The organism is Halopseudomonas salina (genome assembly GCF_014637955.1).
Classification (GTDB): domain Bacteria; phylum Pseudomonadota; class Gammaproteobacteria; order Pseudomonadales; family Pseudomonadaceae; genus Halopseudomonas; species Halopseudomonas salina.
In genome coordinates this window covers 459693-478157 of sequence record NZ_BMFF01000002.1, presented here as the reverse complement: position 1 = coordinate 478157, position 18465 = coordinate 459693, and the positions used below count along the sequence as shown (strand labels likewise).

Annotated in this window: 17 protein-coding genes; 7 read left to right on the top strand and 10 right to left on the bottom strand. The window is 55.3% G+C overall.

Going from position 1 to position 18465, the window contains the following annotated elements:
* Positions 1-59 precede the first annotated feature (59 nt).
* The 4 genes from yidC to rpmH are packed head-to-tail and all read right to left on the bottom strand — an operon-like array spanning position 60 to position 2545.
* Positions 60-1760, bottom strand: a complete 1701-nt coding sequence (gene yidC / locus IEV54_RS06100; RefSeq protein WP_150276441.1) for a membrane protein insertase YidC — start codon at positions 1758-1760, stop codon at positions 60-62.
* Entirely contained in the window at positions 1757-2005 is a 249-nt protein-coding gene (gene yidD / locus IEV54_RS06095) for a membrane protein insertion efficiency factor YidD (RefSeq protein ID WP_223825354.1), read from the bottom strand. Before yidD ends, yidC begins: the two co-directional genes overlap by 4 nt.
* Positions 1998-2399, bottom strand: coding sequence for a ribonuclease P protein component (gene rnpA, locus IEV54_RS06090; RefSeq protein ID WP_150276721.1), 402 nt, complete (start codon positions 2397-2399; stop codon positions 1998-2000). The genes yidD and rnpA overlap by 8 nt, the downstream gene beginning before the upstream one ends.
* A gap of 11 nt (positions 2400-2410) precedes the next feature.
* Positions 2411-2545 carry a 50S ribosomal protein L34 gene (gene rpmH, locus IEV54_RS06085; RefSeq protein WP_150276439.1) on the bottom strand — a complete coding sequence of 45 codons (135 nt, stop codon included), beginning with the start codon at positions 2543-2545 and terminating at the stop codon, positions 2411-2413.
* Positions 2546-3098: 553 nt separating this feature from the next.
* Between rpmH and dnaA the strand changes: the two genes are divergently transcribed.
* Genes dnaA through gyrB form a run of 4 tightly spaced genes read left to right on the top strand, consistent with a single transcriptional unit; the run spans position 3099 to position 9318 of the window.
* Entirely contained in the window at positions 3099-4619 is a 1521-nt protein-coding gene (gene dnaA / locus IEV54_RS06080) for a chromosomal replication initiator protein DnaA (protein ID WP_373286423.1), read from the top strand.
* Positions 4620-4670: 51 nt separating this feature from the next.
* Complete coding sequence (dnaN, locus tag IEV54_RS06075; RefSeq protein ID WP_150276437.1) at positions 4671-5774, top strand: DNA polymerase III subunit beta; 1104 nt, start codon at positions 4671-4673, stop codon at positions 5772-5774.
* A gap of 15 nt (positions 5775-5789) precedes the next feature.
* On the top strand, positions 5790-6896 hold the full coding sequence (gene recF, locus IEV54_RS06070; RefSeq protein ID WP_150276436.1) for a DNA replication/repair protein RecF: 1107 nt from the start codon (positions 5790-5792) through the stop codon (positions 6894-6896).
* A gap of 7 nt (positions 6897-6903) precedes the next feature.
* Positions 6904-9318 carry a DNA topoisomerase (ATP-hydrolyzing) subunit B gene (gene gyrB / locus IEV54_RS06065; protein ID WP_150276435.1) on the top strand — a complete coding sequence of 805 codons (2415 nt, stop codon included), beginning with the start codon at positions 6904-6906 and terminating at the stop codon, positions 9316-9318.
* 135 nt (positions 9319-9453) lie between these two features.
* Here the strand turns inward: gyrB and IEV54_RS06060 are convergent, their stop codons facing one another.
* From IEV54_RS06060 to glyQ, 5 genes are read right to left on the bottom strand one after another with little or no spacing between them, the layout of a single operon-like run.
* On the bottom strand, positions 9454-10641 hold the full coding sequence (locus tag IEV54_RS06060) for a PilT/PilU family type 4a pilus ATPase (RefSeq protein WP_150276434.1): 1188 nt from the start codon (positions 10639-10641) through the stop codon (positions 9454-9456).
* Between the two features lie 38 nt (positions 10642-10679).
* The gene (locus tag IEV54_RS06055) at positions 10680-11411 is read right to left on the bottom strand and encodes a lysophospholipid acyltransferase family protein (protein WP_150276433.1); all 732 of its coding nucleotides are present in this window, start codon (positions 11409-11411) and stop codon (positions 10680-10682) included.
* 3 nt (positions 11412-11414) lie between these two features.
* Complete coding sequence (gene gmhB, locus IEV54_RS06050; RefSeq protein ID WP_150276432.1) at positions 11415-11951, bottom strand: D-glycero-beta-D-manno-heptose 1,7-bisphosphate 7-phosphatase; 537 nt, start codon at positions 11949-11951, stop codon at positions 11415-11417.
* A gap of 20 nt (positions 11952-11971) precedes the next feature.
* Positions 11972-14029: a glycine--tRNA ligase subunit beta gene (gene glyS, locus IEV54_RS06045; protein ID WP_150276431.1), complete on the bottom strand. Its 2058-nt coding sequence runs from the start codon at positions 14027-14029 to the stop codon at positions 11972-11974.
* A complete protein-coding gene (gene glyQ, locus IEV54_RS06040) occupies positions 14026-14973 on the bottom strand; it encodes a glycine--tRNA ligase subunit alpha (protein ID WP_150276430.1) in 948 nt (315 codons plus the stop codon). The genes glyS and glyQ overlap by 4 nt, the downstream gene beginning before the upstream one ends.
* A gap of 132 nt (positions 14974-15105) precedes the next feature.
* Between glyQ and IEV54_RS06035 the strand changes: the two genes are divergently transcribed.
* The 3 genes from IEV54_RS06035 (at position 15106) to IEV54_RS06025 (ending at position 17001) form a co-directional block, all read left to right on the top strand.
* Positions 15106-15702 carry a DNA-3-methyladenine glycosylase I gene (locus IEV54_RS06035; protein WP_150276429.1) on the top strand — a complete coding sequence of 199 codons (597 nt, stop codon included), beginning with the start codon at positions 15106-15108 and terminating at the stop codon, positions 15700-15702.
* A 104-nt stretch (positions 15703-15806) separates the two neighbouring features.
* A complete protein-coding gene (locus tag IEV54_RS06030; RefSeq protein ID WP_150276428.1) occupies positions 15807-16694 on the top strand; it encodes a lysophospholipid acyltransferase in 888 nt (295 codons plus the stop codon).
* A 28-nt stretch (positions 16695-16722) separates the two neighbouring features.
* On the top strand, positions 16723-17001 hold the full coding sequence (locus tag IEV54_RS06025) for a PilZ domain-containing protein (RefSeq protein WP_150276427.1): 279 nt from the start codon (positions 16723-16725) through the stop codon (positions 16999-17001).
* Between the two features lie 13 nt (positions 17002-17014).
* Here the strand turns inward: IEV54_RS06025 and IEV54_RS06020 are convergent, their stop codons facing one another.
* On the bottom strand, positions 17015-18463 hold the full coding sequence (locus IEV54_RS06020; RefSeq protein ID WP_150276426.1) for a TrkH family potassium uptake protein: 1449 nt from the start codon (positions 18461-18463) through the stop codon (positions 17015-17017).
* Between the last annotated feature and the right edge of the window lie 2 nt (positions 18464-18465).

Below are 18465 nucleotides of genomic sequence, written 5' to 3'. Positions count from 1 at the left end.
CTTTTGGGCTTACAGCAAAACGCCCCGATTACGGGGCGTTTGCTTGGACCATTGCGAGGTCAGTTCTTTGCGGCAGCGCCTTTCTCTATCTGCCTGGTAATGTACCACTGCTGTGCAATGGACAGGATGTTGTTGACCACCCAGTACAGCACCAGACCAGCCGGGAACCACAGGAAGAAAAAGGTAAACACTATGGGTAGCATCTTGAGTACCTTGGCCTGCATCGGATCAGGCGGCGTTGGGTTCAACTGCTGTTGAATGAACATCGTCGCGCCCATCAGGATCGGCAGAATGAAATAGGGATCCTTGAGTGACAGGTCGGTGATCCAGCCAAGCCAGGGGGCCTGACGCATCTCTACGCTTTCCATCAACGTCCAGTACAAGGCAATGAAGACCGGCATCTGAACCAGGATAGGCAGGCAGCCACCCAGCGGGTTGATCTTCTCCTTCTTATAGAGCTCCATCATGCCCTGGGACATTTTCTGCCGATCATCGCCGTGTTGTTCCTTCAACGCGGCCAGTTTTGGGGCTACACGGCGCATATTGGCCATGGAGCGATAGCTGGTGGCCGATAGCGGGAAGAATACGAGTTTGATCAAAAGGGTGAGCAGGATGATGCTCCAGCCCCAGTTGCCAACGAAACCGTGAATGAAACTCAGAACCCAGAATAGCGGCTGTGCGATCCACCAGAGGAAGCCGTAGTCAACGGTCAGCTCCAGACCGGGCGAAATTGCCTCCAATCGATCCTGAATTTTCGGACCGGCGTAAAAATCGGCTGAAATGCTTGCCTGTTGGCCGGCTGGTACCACTGTTGCAGGACTGGTGAAGCCGACGATGTAATTGCCAGCACTATCCTTGCGGGTCTGATACACATGCTGTTGGCCAGCTGGCGGAACCCAGGCACTGACGAAATAATGCTGTAGCCAGGCAACCCAACCGCCTTCAACGGTTTCTTTCAGAGCACGCTTGTCCATGTCGGAAAAATCGACTTTGGTGTAGGACTCATCAGCTGCCCAGTAAGCTGCACCCAGGTAAGTCGCCATCCCTGTGGCGCTGGAGCTTGAGGGATCAGGACTGTCATCGCGTTTGATCTGGCCGTAGAGATTTCCGCTCCAGCTCTCACCGCTCTGGTTATCAATCAGATAGTCGACATCAACCAGGTACTGACCGCGAGTAAAGGTGAAACGTTTGATATAACTGACGCCAGCATCTTCATAGCTCAGGTCAACTACTACCTGATCGTCATCACCGAGGCTGTAGTTCTGACTCTCGGATGTATACAGAGGGCGACCTGTAGGTCGCGCATCAACGCCATTCTTGCCGGTCAGACCACTTTGCGCTACGTAAGTCATGCCGCCGGAGCGTTCCAGAATCGGAAATGGCAGGTCTGGACGATCCTTGCGCACCGGGTATTGGGGCAAGGACAGATCGACCAGATCACCGCCACGTGGGTCAATGGCCACCAGCAAGGTATCTGTCGCTACCTTGATAAGGTTTCCGTTTGCCTGTGAGGAGGCAGGCGCATCGGGTATTTCGGCAGTGCCGGGTTCGACTGCCGTGGGCACATCATCTGCCGAAGCCGCCGCAGTCTGGTTGGATATCGCTGCGGGTACGTCCGAGCCTGGATTCTGATCAGCAGGTTGCTGATTGGTAACCGCCTCAGGCAGCTCAGGTTGGCCGTAGTCTGAATTCCACTGCAGAACCATGAGATAGGTAATCACGAGCAAAGCAGCTATCAGGATATTTCGTTGCATGTTCATGGCTTGTTCATCTGGGAAGAATGGTTGGCAGTGGCGGGTGGTACGGGATCATAACCCCCGTCGCCCCAGGGATTACAGCGGCCAAGTCGTTTCGCGCTCAACAGGCTGCCGCGTAGCAGACCATGTGATTCGATGGCCTCCTGGGCATAGCAGGAACAGGAAGGATAGAAACGACAATGACTAGCCATCAGGGGACTGATAGCGTAACGGTAAACCTTGATCAGTCCGACTGCGAGATTACGCATTGGATGATGGGGGTCCGGAATGGCGTGAACGGGGTGGCTTGTCAGCAGACTTTGCCAGCTTGCGCCACATGCCTCTATACATATCGTGTAGCGCGGCATTATCAAGTTCGCCCAGGCCCTTGCGGGCCAGGACAACAATGTCGAGATTGCCGAGTTCTGACTTGTTCAGCCTGAATGACTCTCTGGCAATGCGTTTGACCCGATTGCGATCAACAGCGCGTTTGACACTTTTCTTGGCAATGACCAGACCCAGGCGCGGGTGGCCCAGGTCGTTAGACCTGGCCAACAGCAGCACGTAGGGCCCGGAGGCTTTGCGAGTGGCACCATCAAATACAAGCTTGAATTGCCCAGGCGTAAGTAGCCTGTATTCAGGTTTGAATCCGCGGTCCACCAGTACAACCGGTCTTAAGCTGACAGGCGCTTGCGACCTTTGGCACGACGACGGGCCAGTACGTTGCGACCGTTGGAAGTAGCCATGCGAGCACGGAAACCGTGGTTACGCTTGCGCTTCAAAACGCTGGGTTGAAATGTTCTTTTCATCTTGGGATACCTGATTGATTCGCGTCAGAGCAGTGAGCCCCTTCAAGGGACCGGCAATTCTAGAGAATAACCCTTGGCAGGTCAATTCGATTTGGCGTTCCATGTCATTAAAAACAATATATAAAAGATCTTTTCTTAAAGACTGATGATGTTAATGCTAATGGTCAGCAGGTTTTCTGTGGGTAACCCAGTTTTCTCCTTGTTTTTCATTGTCTTGGCGAGGTTAAAAGATTGTAGATAAACAGTGTTCGGATGGGTGCTAGTCGTGTGTGGAGGGTGTGGATAACCTGCCTTTATATCCACAGGCTGTTTTACCCACAGATTTTTGGGCATCTTTTCAACAGGTCTCACCATGACTTGTACACACGGCTTATGCCGCCAGTCATTGACTATTCGGGGACTTTGGCGGTCCAACCATAACCTCAGGTTGCTGGGTTCACGTGCCTCACGCCAGCGGTAAGAGTGTGGATAAGTAGGGCCTTTAGAGGCTAGAATGAACCCTTAATTTAGCCGGTAGGTCAGCCCTTGGCGCTGTCCTGTCAGACCAATAATAATGTCGTTCCAGACGGAAGGACCGGGGGAATACGTGTCGGTTGTACTCTGGCAGCAATGCATCGATTTTTTGCGTGATGAGCTACCATCCCAAGAGTTCAATACCTGGATCCGACCGTTGCAGGTTGATGGTGACCAGGCTGAGCTGAGACTTTACGCGCCTAACAGGTTCGTTCTCGACTGGGTTAACGATAAGTACCTGAACAGGGTCCAAGAGCTGCTTGATGATCTGTCTCAGGGGCAAGCGCCACTGGTATCTCTTCTTATAGGCAGCCGCAGGGCAGCCTCTGCGGCGCCTACACCGCGTGCTCAGCCGGCGCAGTCTGTGGCTGCTTCCGAAGATACCCTTCGCTCGGCAAGCGCCCCTGTGATGCCTCGCACGCAGGTTATTGCCCAGGGGTTTCAACCTGAGCAGGGTCAACGGTCAAGGATCGAGGAAGATGATCCGCGCCCGCCACAACGCGCGGATCAGGGTGGCCCTAGCTCCCCCGTTATCAAACACACCAGCTATCTGAACCGCAGCTTCACCTTTGAGAATTTTGTTGAGGGCAAGTCCAACCAGTTGGCCCGAGCTGCAGCTTGGCAGGTAGCTGATAATCCCAAACACGGCTACAACCCGTTGTTTCTTTATGGCGGAGTTGGCCTGGGCAAGACCCACCTGATGCATGCGGTCGGCAATCACCTACTCAAACGCAATCCTGCTGCCAAGATCGTTTATCTCCATTCCGAGCGTTTTGTCGCCGATATGGTTAAAGCGTTGCAGATGAATGCGATCAATGACTTCAAGCGATATTACCGCTCGGTCGATGCGTTGCTTATTGACGATATCCAGTTCTTTGCCAAGAAAGAACGTTCCCAGGAAGAGTTTTTTCACACCTTCAATGCGTTGCTTGAGGGTGGGCAACAGGTAATCCTCACCAGTGACCGTTACCCGAAAGAAATCGATGGCCTTGAAGAGCGTCTCAAATCCCGATTTGGTTGGGGGCTGACGGTTGCTGTAGAGCCACCTGAGCTGGAAACACGGGTCGCTATTCTTATGAAGAAGGCCGAGCAGTCCCGAGTGGATTTACCCCATGATGCCGCTTTTTTTATAGCCCAGCGCATTCGGTCAAACGTTCGTGAGCTGGAGGGGGCATTGAAGCGTGTTATCGCCAGCGCTCACTTCATGGGCAGGGACATCACGATCGAGTTGATTCGTGAATCGCTCAAGGACCTTCTGGCGTTACAGGACAAATTGGTCAGTATCGACAATATTCAACGCACCGTGGCCGAGTACTACAAGATCAAGGTGTCGGATGTGCTGTCCAAGCGCCGGTCCAGGTCGGTTGCCAGGCCACGCCAGGTAGCCATGGCGCTGTCCAAGGAGCTGACTAATCATAGTCTTCCTGAAATCGGCGATGCCTTTGGCGGCCGTGATCACACCACGGTACTGCACGCCACAAGAAAGATTGCCGAGCTGCGCGAGATGGATGCAGACATAAGGGAAGACTACAAAAATCTGCTGAGGACGTTGACCACTTGAGGTTGACTACCCGGTAACCGTTTTCATACTGCACGAGGTCGAAGGAAGACAATGCAATTTACCATTCAGCGTGAAGCCCTGTTGAAACCCTTGCAACTGGTAGCCGGGGTCGTGGAGCGTCGTCAGACCCTACCGGTCCTTTCGAACGTTCTGCTGGTAGTGGATGGAAACACGCTGTCGCTGACCGGCACTGACCTTGAGGTTGAGCTGGTCGGAAGGATCCAGCTGGATGAGCCTGCGGAGGCTGGTGAGATAACTGTACCCGCGCGCAAACTCATGGACATCTGCAAGTCATTACCTGACGACGTTGCCATAACGCTCAAGGTTGAAGACAACAAGGCAGTAATCAAGGCCGGCCGCAGCCGTTTTACGTTGGCTACCCTGCCCGCTTCGGATTTCCCTAATGTGGAAGAAGGTCCGGGTTCCATGACCTTCCAGGTCAACCAGAATAAATTGCGCCGTCTTATTGAGCGAACCAGTTTTGCGATGGCGCAACAGGACGTGCGGTATTACCTCAACGGCATGTTACTGGAAATCAACAAAGGACAACTGCGCGCCGTTGCCACAGATGGGCATCGTATGGCCATGTGTACTCTGGACGCAGACATTGACTATCAGGAACGCTATCAGTTGATTGTCCCGCGTAAGGGCATACTCGAACTGGCTCGGCTTCTCGGAGAAGCTGACGACATGGTCTCTATCGTATTGGGTACCCATCATATACGCGCGACTACTGGCGACTTCACTTTTACGTCCAAACTGGTTGACGGAAAATTTCCCGACTACGAACGGGTTCTGCCCCGTGGTGGTGACAAGATTGTTCTTGCTGACCGTCAGGTGTTACGCAATGCATTCAGCCGTACCGCGATTCTCTCCAACGAGAAGTACCGCGGTATTCGTTTGATGCTGAGTGATTCACTGTTGAAGATTCAGGCGAACAATCCTGAACAGGAAGAGGCCGAAGAAGATATTGCTGTTGATTATAACGGCAGTGCTCTCGAAATTGGCTTCAACGTCAGTTATCTGCTGGACGTGATGAACGTCTTGAGTAACGAGCAAGTGAAGATGATTCTTTCTGACGCCAACAGTAGTGCCTTGGTACAGGAATCCGAAACTGATGACAGTGTTTATGTTGTCATGCCGATGCGTCTGTAGGTAACTCGATACTTCATGCCCCTCAAGCGATTGTCAGTCACCGCGGTGCGTAATCTGCACCCGGTGACGATCTACCCCTCCCCACATATCAACCTCATCTACGGCGATAACGGCAGCGGCAAAACCAGCCTGCTTGAAGCTATTCATATTCTTGGCCTGGCCCGCTCATTTCGTAGCACGCGTCTGCAGCCCGTTATCCAGCATGAACATGACGCCTGCACAGTCTTTGGTGAGTTATTGCTCAATAATGGCGTGCAAACCACTATGGGGATTACACGCAGCAAGGCGGCGGATTATCAGATCCGTATTGATGGCCAAACTGTACGTAGCACGGCCCAGCTGGCAGACACCTTACCCTTGCAGTTGATTAATCCTGATAGTTTCAGGCTGCTCGAAGGTGCTCCAAAACAGCGACGTCAGTACCTCGACTGGGGTGTGTTCCACGTGGAACATCAATTTCTGAGCACCTGGCAGCGGCTGCAAAAAAGCCTCAAGCAACGGAATTCGCTGCTCCGACGTGGTAGAATTGAGCGTTCACAATTGGCTCCTTGGGAAGCGGAGCTGGTCAGTTCAAGTGAAAGAATTGATCTGTATAGGCGCGCGTACATTGCCAAGCTGAAGCCGGTATTTGAGGACGTCCTCGCCCAGCTCGTCAGCCTGGAAGATTTAACACTTAGCTATTACCGTGGCTGGGATAAAGAGCGTGATTTGCAATTGGTGCTCGACTCTCAGTTTGAGCGCGATTGTCAGTTAGGGCATACCCAGGCAGGCCCTCAGCGAGCCGATCTGAGACTACGCATCAAAGGTATGAACGCTGCCGAGGTTCTTTCCCGAGGCCAGCAAAAGCTTGTGGTATGCGCGCTGAAGATCGCCCAGGGTTACCTGCTCAAGGAGCGGGGGCGTCAACAGGATTGCATTTTTCTGGTGGATGATCTGCCCTCGGAGCTTGATGAGCATCACCGAAAAGCCCTTTGTGCATTACTTGAGGGCTTGAATTGCCAGGTATTTATTACCGGTGTAGAGGCTGAACAGCTCGCCCGGTCCTGGCAAAAAGAAACATTACTGACCATGTTCCACGTGGAACATGGACACATTGTGCAGACCGAAAGTTGTCTGGAGTGACGAGATTATGACCGAAGAAAGAGCCTACGATTCATCAAGCATCAAGGTCCTCAAGGGCCTGGATGCAGTGCGAAAACGCCCTGGCATGTACATCGGCGACACGGATGACGGTACTGGTCTGCACCATATGGTATTTGAGGTAGTAGATAACTCAATCGACGAGGCCCTTGCAGGTCACTGTACCGATATCACCATTGTGATCCATACCGACGAGTCGATCACGGTTCGGGACAATGGCCGTGGAATACCGGTGGATATGCACGAAGAGGGTGTGTCTGCAGCGGAGGTCATCATGACCGTTCTGCATGCGGGTGGTAAGTTTGACGATAACAGCTACAAGGTCTCTGGTGGTTTGCACGGCGTTGGCGTCTCGGTTGTAAACGCTCTGTCCGAGGAGCTTATTCTGACTGTTCGCCGTGCCGGTAAGGTATGGGAGCAGGTATATGTCCATGGCGTCCCTCAACACCCGCTAAAGGCTGTCGGTGATACCGAAACAACGGGCACCCAGATTCACTTCAAGCCATCAGCCGAGACCTTTACCAGCATTGGTTTCAGCTGGGATATTCTGGCCAAGCGCCTGCGTGAACTTTCTTTCCTGAACTCTGGCGTAGGTATTCACCTTTCGGATGAGCGCACGGGGAAAAAGGAACTGTTCAAGTATGAGGGTGGGTTACGTGCGTTTGTTGATTACCTCAACGTCAACAAGACCACAATCAACTCCGTTTTTCACTTCAACTTTCAACGTGAAGACGGCATCGCGGTAGAAGTAGCGATGCAGTGGAATGACAGCTTCAACGAAAGCATTCTGTGCTTCACCAACAATATTCCCCAACGTGATGGTGGAGCGCACCTTGCTGGCTTCCGTAGTGCTCTAACTCGTACGCTTAACAGCTACATCGAGCAGGAGAACCTGCTAAAAAAACTCAAGGTAAGTACGTCAGGTGATGACGCCCGTGAAGGCCTGACCGCAATTATCTCGGTCAAGGTTCCCGATCCCAAGTTTTCCTCCCAGACCAAAGACAAATTGGTCTCCTCCGAGGTCAAGACTGCTGTAGAGCAGGAAATGAATAAATCATTTTCTGATTATCTTCTCGAGCGTCCAAACGAAGCCAAGGCCGTAGTGGGTAAGATGATCGACGCCGCTCGTGCGCGTGAAGCCGCTCGTAAGGCACGTGAGATGACACGCCGTAAAGGCGCTCTGGACATTGCAGGCCTGCCCGGTAAGTTGGCTGATTGCCAGGAGAAAGATCCAGCACTCTCAGAACTGTACATAGTGGAGGGTGATTCTGCGGGCGGCTCTGCCAAACAGGGCCGCAACCGCAAGACTCAGGCAATCCTGCCACTCAAGGGCAAGATTCTCAACGTGGAAAAGGCGCGGTTCGACAAGATGCTCTCCTCCGCCGAGGTGGGCACTCTGATCACAGCCCTGGGCTGCGGTATCGGTCGTGATGAGTTCAACGTAGACAAGCTCCGGTATCACAACATCATCATCATGACCGACGCCGACGTTGACGGCTCGCACATTCGCACACTGCTACTGACCTTCTTCTTCCGGCAAATGCCATTGCTGATCGAGCGTGGTTATATCTATATAGCGCAGCCACCGCTCTACAAAATCAAGAAAGGCAAGCAGGAGCAGTACCTTAAGGACGATGAGGCTCTGGAAGAATACCTGACCCAGTCGGCCCTTGAAGACTCCTACCTGTTCGTCAACGAAGATGCCCCAGGCATCACAGGAGAAGGCCTGGAGCGTATCGTCCAGGAGTTCCGCGCGGTAATGAAGACCCTCAAGCGTCTTGCTCGCCTCTATCCACTGGAGCTGATGGAGCACTTTATCTACCTGCCTCGTCTTTCCCAGGAAAATCTGGCCGATAAGGCCTTTATGGATAACTGGGTTGCTCAATTCGAGACCATGGTCAAGACAGGCGAGAAATCCGGCCAGCAATATAACGTAAGCCTGCGTGAAGACCGCGAGCGCCACCTTTGGCTGCCCGAGGTCGAGTCTATCTCCCACGGTCTTTCCAGCTATGTGACGTTCAACCGCGACCTGTTCGCCAGTAATGATTACCGCACCATGGCCGAACTCGGCGAGAAGCTGCAGAGCCTCCTTGAAGAGGGTGCCTACATGCAGCGCGGCGAGAAGAAGAAACCGATCACCCATTTCAAGGAAGGCCTGGAATGGATGATGAGTGAGACGGCTCGTCGGCACACTATTCAGCGCTATAAGGGCTTGGGTGAGATGAACCCGGATCAGCTCTGGGAAACCACCATGGATCCCGATAGCCGTCGCATGTTGCGTGTGAACATCGAAGACGCCATCGCAGCGGATCAGATATTCAACACGCTCATGGGCGACCATGTGGAGCCCCGGCGGGAGTTCATTGAGACGAATGCCTTGGCCGTTTCGAATCTCGATGTGTAAAAATCTGTAGCTTGTTCTTGTCAAAAAAGAAACCCCCGGTAGCATCGTGCTACCGGGGGTTTCTTTTTTACTATCAGTAAGTTACGAGTGATTTCCGGCTCTGATGCAGTTTTGCCGCTTACCGTTGGCTGGTTTTCAGCGGAAATCATCCGTCAAATCAGAGTCAAACGAGGTGGACTGAGCGGGTTGAGCCGGCTTTTCTTTGAGCTCCGCCGAGTTTGGGGCGGATACAGGCTTGGCGACCGGGGTGGGCGTACTACTTGATGCCTCCATTCGGGTGCGCAGAATAAGATCGTTCCGTGAGTCTGCCAGCCGCACAGCTTCCTTGAGGGTAATGGCTTTTTCGGTAATCAATTGGAAAAGGTGCTGGTCGTACGTCTGCAGTGCCTTGTCGTCGGTCGCTCTGGACATCGCATCGCGAATATCCTGAATTTCTCCACGGGCGATCAGGTTCACGATGTAGGGTGTTCTGACCATGACCTCAACAACGGGGATCCTCGGTTTGTTAATACCTTTGGCCAAGCGTTGGCCAATGATTGCTGCCAGGTTCATCGAGATATCTCCGAGGATCTGCGGCCGCGCATCCTCGGGGAACATATTGGCCATGCGGTCCACCGCTTGTACGGTGTTGGTAGCATGCATGGTTGCCAGCACAAGGTGACCCGTTTCGCTATAGTGAAGGGCGTGCTGCATGGTTTCGCGATCACGTATTTCACCGATCATGATCACATTGGGAGCTTCGCGGAGCACGTTGTGCAAGGCATCCTTGAAGCTGTGGGTGTCGAGGCCGACTTCCCGTTGATCAATGATCGATTCCTTATGATGATGCAGGAATTCGATGGGATCTTCGATGCATACAATGTGACCGGCGCGGTTGGTGTTCCGGTAATCCAGCATGGCAGCCAGTGTCGTGGATTTGCCCGAGCCGGTTGAGCCGGTTACCAGAATCAGGCCCCGATCCAGCATGACCAGGCGTTCCAGTACGGGCGGTAAGCCCAGTTCGGCAAAACTGGGTATCTGATCGTTGATATAACGCACCACCATGGCTACTTCACCACGTTGCAAATACACGTTCGCGCGAAAACGCCCTGCACCGGCAATGCCGACAGCCAGGTTCATCTCCAGATCCCGTTCAAACTCCTGGGCCTGGCGCTCACTCATCAGCTCGTAGGCCATAGCCTTGACTGAGCCTTTGGGTAGCGGTTCTGAGCCCAGACGTACATAGGAGCCTTCACACTTGGCGGTAGGTGGCGCACCAACGCTCAGGAACAGGTCCGATCCCTTGAGTTCTGCCAGACGACGCAGATAATCATTAATACCCATAGTGAACGGTCTCCTGACAATAACTGGCAGATCTGGATTCAGTCTCGAACGACTGAAGCGAGAGCCTGATTGATCCACGCTTCGGTTTGCTTGTTGAGTTCCACAATAGCACGTGGATCCCTGCCCTTAGGATACAGCGCCGGGCCAATCATCACGCGGATAGTACCCGGTTTCTTGCCCCACCCCACCTTTGGCCAGAACTCACCGGCATTGTGTGCCACAGGTACCACCGGCGCATCGTTCATGCAGGCCAGGGCGGCGCCGCCGCGGGAAAATTTCACAGGCTCTCCGGGTAACTTGCGAGTGCCTTCGGGGAAAACCAGAATCCAGATGCCTTCAGCCAGACGTTTGCCGCCCAGTTGGCTGAGTTGCTTGAGTGAGTCCCGCCCGTTGGCCCGGTCGATAGCAATGGGTTTGGCGAGGGCAAAAGCCCAGCCAAAAAAAGGAACATAAAGAAGTTCTTTCTTGATCAACTGAGTCTGCGGACGGAATACCTGCTGCAGGAAAAACGTCTCCCAGGTGCTCTGATGGTTGGCCAGAATCACGCCAGCCCGATCGGGAATATTTTCCTGCCCCGTCACTTCGTAGCGGATGCCGACAATATGCACTGTCAGCCAGATGGCCACTCGGCTCCACCAGCCGACGATGAGGGTAAACCGCCAGCGGTAGGGCAGCCAGGGGGCTATTATCAGCATCAGCAAACCCCAGATGCCTGCGCTGATGGCCAACAGTAGATAGAACAGAACGACGCGCAGGGGCATCAGTGACATGGTTCAATTATCCAGAAGATGATCGGCCACAGCGGCCAGGTTATCGAATATACGAGTGCCATCCGGTAGCGCCTTGAGCTCGGTCTGGCTTCCCTTTCCGGTTCTTACCAGAAAGGGTTCACAACCGACGGCAACGCCGGCCTCCAGGTCACGCAGGCTGTCGCCAACAACGGGCACGCCCTCAAGTGGCAGGCAGAAATGCTCGGCAATCTGTCTGAACAATCCGCTACGGGGCTTGCGACAGTCACATAGATCGTCCGGGCCATGGGGACAGAAACGTATCAGGTCAACGCGACCACCCTGCCCAGCCACCCTTTGCTGCAAGGCGTCATGCATGAGTTGCAGGTCGTCATGGTCGAAAAACCCCCGCGCCAGACCCGATTGGTTGGTGGCTACGGCAACCAGCCAACCGGCCTTGCTCAATCTGGCGATGGCCTCGATGGAGCCCGGTATGGGTATCCATTCGTCGAGGCTCTTCACGTAAGCATCGGAGTCCTCGTTGATCACGCCATCACGGTCGAGAATGATCAGCTTATCCATGCCCTTGCCCGCTCCAGCCATCAGCTCAACAACGAGATATCAGCGACACCAAGAAACAGCCCACGGAGCTTGGCCAGCAAGGCGTAGCGATTGGCTTTTAGCTGCTCGTCATCCGCGTTCACCAGCACCTGTTCAAAGAAGCCGTCGACTGGGCCTCGCAATGATGCCAGACGCTCCAGGGCGTCGCTGTAACGTCTTTCCGTGGCCAGGGGTGCAACACGCTCTTCGGCTTCGACTATCGCCTTGGCGAGTGTCTGCTCGGCTGGCTCGGTGAGCAATGTCTGATTGATGTCAGTGCTGACCTCCGTTCCTGCCTTGCTGAGCAGGTTGGAAACCCGCTTGTTGGCAGCGGCTAGAGCCTCGGCTTCCGGCAGGCGGCGGAAATGCTGCACAGCCTGAACACGTTGATCAAAATCCAGCGGCGAGGCGGGGGCTACTGCCCTTACGGATTGATACACCGCAACATCAATCCCCTCATCCTCATAGCGGGCACGCAGACGATCAAACACAAATTCCTGCACCTGTGCGCCAAGGTCCGGTGTGGTCTTGATCTGCGAAGCATATTGCTCAACAGCTACGGTGATGGTGGCAATCAGGTCCAGCTCCAGGCGTTTCTCGATCAGAATCCGCAACACACCCAGCGCGGCCCTGCGCAGGGCGTAAGGGTCCTTGCTGCCGGTGGGCAGCATACCGATACCAAAAATGCCGACCAGGGTATCCAGCTTGTCTGCCAGTGCAACGGCAGCGCCGGTAAGGGTAGTTGGCAACTCGGCGCCTGCGCCACGGGGCATGTATTGTTCATTTAGCGCCAGCGCTACGTCTTCGGGCTCGCCGTCATGCAATGCGTAGTAATACCCGGCAATGCCCTGAAGCTCTGGAAACTCACCGACCATTTCTGTTGCCAGATCACACTTGCTCAGCAGGCCCGCGCGCCCTGCACGGCCAGCGTCGCCGCCAATCTGTGCTGCGATGTACTCTGCCAGTGCCGAGACCCGCTGGGCCTTGTCGAATACGCTGCCGAGCTGGGCCTGGAAAACGACATTGGCAAGCTGCGTATTGCGCTCAGCCAGTGGGTTCTTCTTGTCCTGGCGAAAAAAGAACTCGGCATCGGTCAGGCGTGGACGCACGACCTTTTCATTACCGGAAATGATTTGCGCCGGGTCCTTACTCTCGATGTTCGCCACGGTAATAAAACGTGGCAGCAGCTTGCCAGCGTTATCCAGCAGGCAGAAATACTTCTGGTTGTCCTGCATGGTCGAGATCAGCGCTTCCTGGGGAACGTCAAGGAAGCGCTCCTCGAAACTGCATACCAGAGGCACGGGCCATTCCACCAGTGCGGTGACCTCATCGAGCAGATCGTCAGGCATGATTGCCGTGCCCTGCTCTGCAGCCGCCAGCTCATTAACACGTGCCCGAATCATTTCCCGGCGTTCGGCAAAATCGGCAATCACGTGGGCGTCACGCATCTGTTCAACATAGCTTGCCGGCGTGCTGATGCGTACTTGATCGGGATGATGGAAGCGATGCCCCCGCGAGCTGCGATCAGCGGTCTGGGAAAGAATCTCGCCGGGGACGATCGAGTCCCCCTGGAGCATGACCAGCCACTGGGTAGGACGGACAAATTCGGTCTTGCGAGCGCCCCAGCGCATACGCTTGGGAATCGGCAGCGCAGCCAGGGCACTGTCGACGATGCCCGGCAGTAGCTGGGCGGCAGCCTGGCCTGGAATGCTCTGAACGTAACGCAGTTTGGGACCGCTGCTATCAAGGTCGGATACCGCAACTCCGCACTTGCGGGCAAAGCCTTCCGCGGCCTTGGTTGGTTTACCTTCCGCGTCAAAGGCGGCCTGTAGCGGTGGGCCATCCATCTGATTGTTGCGATCAGGCTGTTGGGTCTCGAGTGCGTCCACCAGTATTGCCAGGCGCCGGGGCGCAGCGTAATAGCGTGCTGCACTATAGCCAAGCCCAGCGTCCTGCAGACCCTTTTCGACACCACTCAGAAACGCTTCGGCCAGTCGCTTGAGGGATTTTGGGGGCAGCTCTTCGGTGCCCAGTTCAACCAGAAAATCCTGCTGCATTATTCGGCCTCCTTCAATTTGGCCAGTACTTCATCGCGCAGTTCCGCCGTCGCCATTGGAAAGCCCAGACGCGCCCTGGCCATCAGATAGCTCTGGGCAATGGCGCGTGACAACGTACGCACGCGCAGGATGTAACGCTGACGCTCGGTCACCGAAATGGCGCGGCGGGCGTCGAGCAGATTGAAGGTGTGTGAAGCCTTGATCACCATTTCATAGGCTGGCAGCGGCAGTTCGGCGGCCATCAGGCGATTGGCCTCGCTCTCGTAGAAGTCGAACAGTTCGAGCAACTTTTCGACGTTGGCGTGCTCGAAGTTGTAGGTCGATTGCTCCACTTCGTTCTGGTGGAACACGTCGCCGTAGGTCACCTTGCCGAAGGGACCATCGGAATACACCAGGTCGTACACCGAGTCTACGCCCTGCAGGTACATTGCCAGACGTTCCAGACCGTAGGTGATCTCGCCGGTAACCGGATAGCACTCGACACCACCCACTTGCTGGAAATAAGTGAACTGGGTCACTTCCATGCCGTTCAGCCATACCTCCCAGCCCAGGCCCCAGGCGCCCAGCGTTGGCGACTCCCAGTTGTCCTCGACAAAGCGCACGTCATGTACGCTGGTGTCGATGCCGATATGATTCAGCGAGTCCAGATACAGCTCCTGCATATCAGCCGGATTGGGCTTGAGCACGACCTGGAACTGGTAATAATGCTGCAGGCGATTGGGGTTTTCGCCATAGCGCCCGTCACCTGGACGACGGCTTGGCTGGACGTAGGCGGCGTGCCAGGCTTCGGGGCCGATCGCACGCAGGAAGGTGGCCGTGTGGAAGGTGCCGGCACCCATTTCCATATCGTAGGGCTGGAGCAGTACACAGCCCTTTTCGGCCCAGTAACTTTGCAGGGCAAGGATCAATCCTTGGAAGCTTTGGGTGGCTGGGTTGGTCTGAGTCACGTTGTCTGTCCGATTTGGCATTTTAAGAAAGGGCGCAGTATACAATCAGACGGGCCTGTACATACAGGAGTGCAGCCGCCGCGTGGCGTAACTTCACTGTCTGACCACGTGTTGCAAGCCCAGGGAGTGAGTATGAATTCAGAAAAAGCGCCCACCAGAGCGGTGCAACACCGATGCGCATGGTGCTCGGATGACCCGATATACCAGCGTTACCATGACGCGGAATGGGGCGTGCCGGAGTACGACGCCCAGCGGCTGTTCGAAAAACTGCTGCTTGATGGTTTTCAGGCCGGTCTGTCATGGATCACCGTGCTGAAAAAGCGCGACCGCTACCGTCAGGTGTACCAGGGGTTCGACCCCCAGTTCATGGCGCAACAGAGTGAAGATGACCTGCTTGAGCTACTTGAAGATCCGGGGATCATCCGCAACCGCCTGAAAGTTCGGGGTGCACGGCAGAATGCCCAGGCCTGGTTGCGGCTTGCCGAACAGACCGACCCGGGTGAATGGCTTTGGGCTTTTGTTGGCGGCGCACCTCGAATCAACGCGTTTGCCAATATCAGTGAGGTGCCGGTAACGACCGATCAGGCTCAGGCGATGAGCAAGGCATTGAAGCGGGCCGGCTTCACCTTTGTCGGGCCAACTATCTGTTATGCCTTTATGCAGGCCACCGGCATGGTGATGGACCACACCAGGGATTGCTTCCGTTATTGCGAGCTGGCCGGGGCCTGAAACCCACCGGGCGCTGGCCCTGTTCGCCTGCAAAGCGGACTCAGGTGCTTATTGCCTTCAGGTTTATGCGGCTACAATACAATTTTCTCTCAAGCGAGGTATCTGTGGAGCGGTTCAAGGGCGCAATCATCGTTGGTTTTCTCAGGTTGTTTTCCCTGCTGCCATTCAAGCTGGCTCAGGGCCTGGGCGCCGCAGCCGGATGGCTGCTGTGGAAGCTCCCCAATCGCTCGAAAGAGGTGGTGCGCATCAATTTGACCCACTGCATGCCGGAAATGGCTGAAACCGACCGCCAACAGTTGATACGCCAAACTCTGCTGGATACAGGCCGCAGCTTCGCTGAAAGCGCCTGCGCCTGGATGTGGAAGCCCGAGCGCACTGTCAGGCTGGTGACCGAAGTGGAAGGCGCTCAATTGCTGCATGGAGCGCTCGAGGCGGGCAAAGCGGTAGTGGCTATCACCAGCCACCTGGGCAACTGGGAAGTGCTCAATCACTGGTTTTGTTCGCAATGCTCACCGGTCATCTTCTTTCGACCCCCCAAACAGCCCGCTGTGGACGAGCTGTTGCGCAGTCAGCGCGCGCAACTGGGTAATCGGGTAGCGCCCTCGACACGGGAAGGCATCGCGATGATCATGCGGGAGGTGCGCCGTGGCGGTGTGGTGGGCATTCCAGCCGATCCTGAACCTGCGGTTAAGAGCGGCGAGTTTGTGCCCTTTTTTGCGGTGTCTGCGCTAACCAGCAAATTCGTTCCCAATCTCCTGCGGGGTGGCGATGCACAGGCTCTGTTCATGCACTGTGTGCGCCTGCCCGGTGGCCGCGGGTTCAAAGTGATTGTGGAAGCCGCGCCCGATGCCCTTTACAGTAGCGATGTCACCGAGGCGACTGCCTGCATGAGCGCAATGATTGAGAGCTATGTGCGGCGCTGGCCCAGCCAGTACATGTGGAGCATGAAGCGTTTCAAGAAACGCCCGCCGGGTGAGAAAAAATGGTACTGACCTTGCAGTCATAAGACAGGATTAGAACATGTCAAATCAGCGGCAGCACCCGCGTACCCCGATGAAATGCAGAATCCGGATAAGCCATCCGGACATCGGTGATGTGTACGGACAGACCCGGGATCTTTCAGATGGTGGTGTGTTCGTTGAAAATCCGGACCTTGCCGCTCTGGCCGCAGGCACCATCGTTGAGGGTCAGGTGCAGGATATGCCCATCGAGGCCCCGATCCTGAAGATGATCATCCAGCGCCGTATTGCCGGCGAAGGTGCCGGTCTGGCATTTGTGGATGATGAAGAGGACCTGTGATGGTCCTCCTGTTTCAACGGGCCCAGAACATCGGAGTAAACAGGACCAGCAGGGTAAACACTTCAAGACGCCCGAGTAGCATGGCAAAGCTGAGAATCCATTTCACCGTAGCGCTCAACTCACCGTAGTGGGTTGAAACCTCGCCAAGACCCGGGCCCAGGTTATTCATGCAGGCTGCCAGGGCCGAAAAGGCGGTAACAAAATCCAGCCCGGTGCTCAGTAGAATCAGAAACAGCACCGCAAACGCGAACACATAAACGGCACAGAACCCCCAGACCGCTTCCACGACCCGGTCGGGTACGGGCTTGTTGCCGAGTTTGACCGGAAAGACCCCGTGGGGGTGGATCAGCTTCTTGGTCTCTCGGGTGCCCTGTTTGTAGAGCAGTAGCACGCGAATCACCTTCATCCCGCCACCAGTCGAGCCGGCACTGGCACCGATAAAGCTTGCATAGAGCAGCAGGAAAGGCAGAACCGTTGGCCAGGCGGAAAAGTCAGTCACCCCGAAGCCTGTGGTGGTCGCTATCGATACCGTCTGGAAGGCGGCAAAGCGGATCGACGTCCAGATGTCGTAGGTCTGAAAGTGGATCAGCACCACGCAGCAGGCAATAAAGAGCGCGCCAAGAATCAGCACATAGGCCCGGCATTCCGGATCGAGCCAATAGTTGGCAATCGAGCGGAACCGCCAAGCAAGGAAATGCAGTGCAAAGTTGATCCCGGAGATGAACATGAAGACGATACAGATGAATTCGATCAGGGCACTGTCGAAGTAACCAATGCTCGCGTCATGAGTCGAGAAGCCGCCGATGGCTACTGTCGAAAAAGCGTGGCTCACCGCATCAAACAACGTCATACCTGCGGCCCAGTAGGCCAGAGCGCAGGCTAGTGTCAGGCCGGCGTAGATGTACCAGAGTACTTTCGCTGTCTCGGCAATCCGCGGCGTGAGCTTGTTCTCCTTTAGCGGTCCGGGCATTTCAGCGCGATACAGTTGCATGCCGCCAACCCCGAGCATCGGCAGTATGGCCACGGCCAGCACGATGATCCCCATGCCTCCGAACCACTGAAGTTGCTGACGGTAGAACAAGAGCGAGCGCGGTAGCGTATCCAGGCCAGTGATAACGGTGGCCCCGGTGGTGGTTAGCCCCGAGAAGGATTCAAACACCGAGTCGGCAATGGTCAGTTCCGGCATTTCGAGCAAATACAGCGGCACTGCCCCGAACAACCCCAGAACCAGCCAGAACATCACCACAATCAAGTAGCCATCCCGGATGCGCAGTTCATTGCGCTGATGACGTGCGGGTATCCATATCAGCAGACCAGCTAACGCAGTGATCGCAAATGCCACGACGAAGGCCTCTAGCGCCTGTTCGCCGTAATACAGGCCGACCGCCGCCGCCGGCAGCATGCTGGTGGAAAACAGCATGAGCAGTATGCCGAGAATGCGCTGGATCTGGGTGTACTGCATGC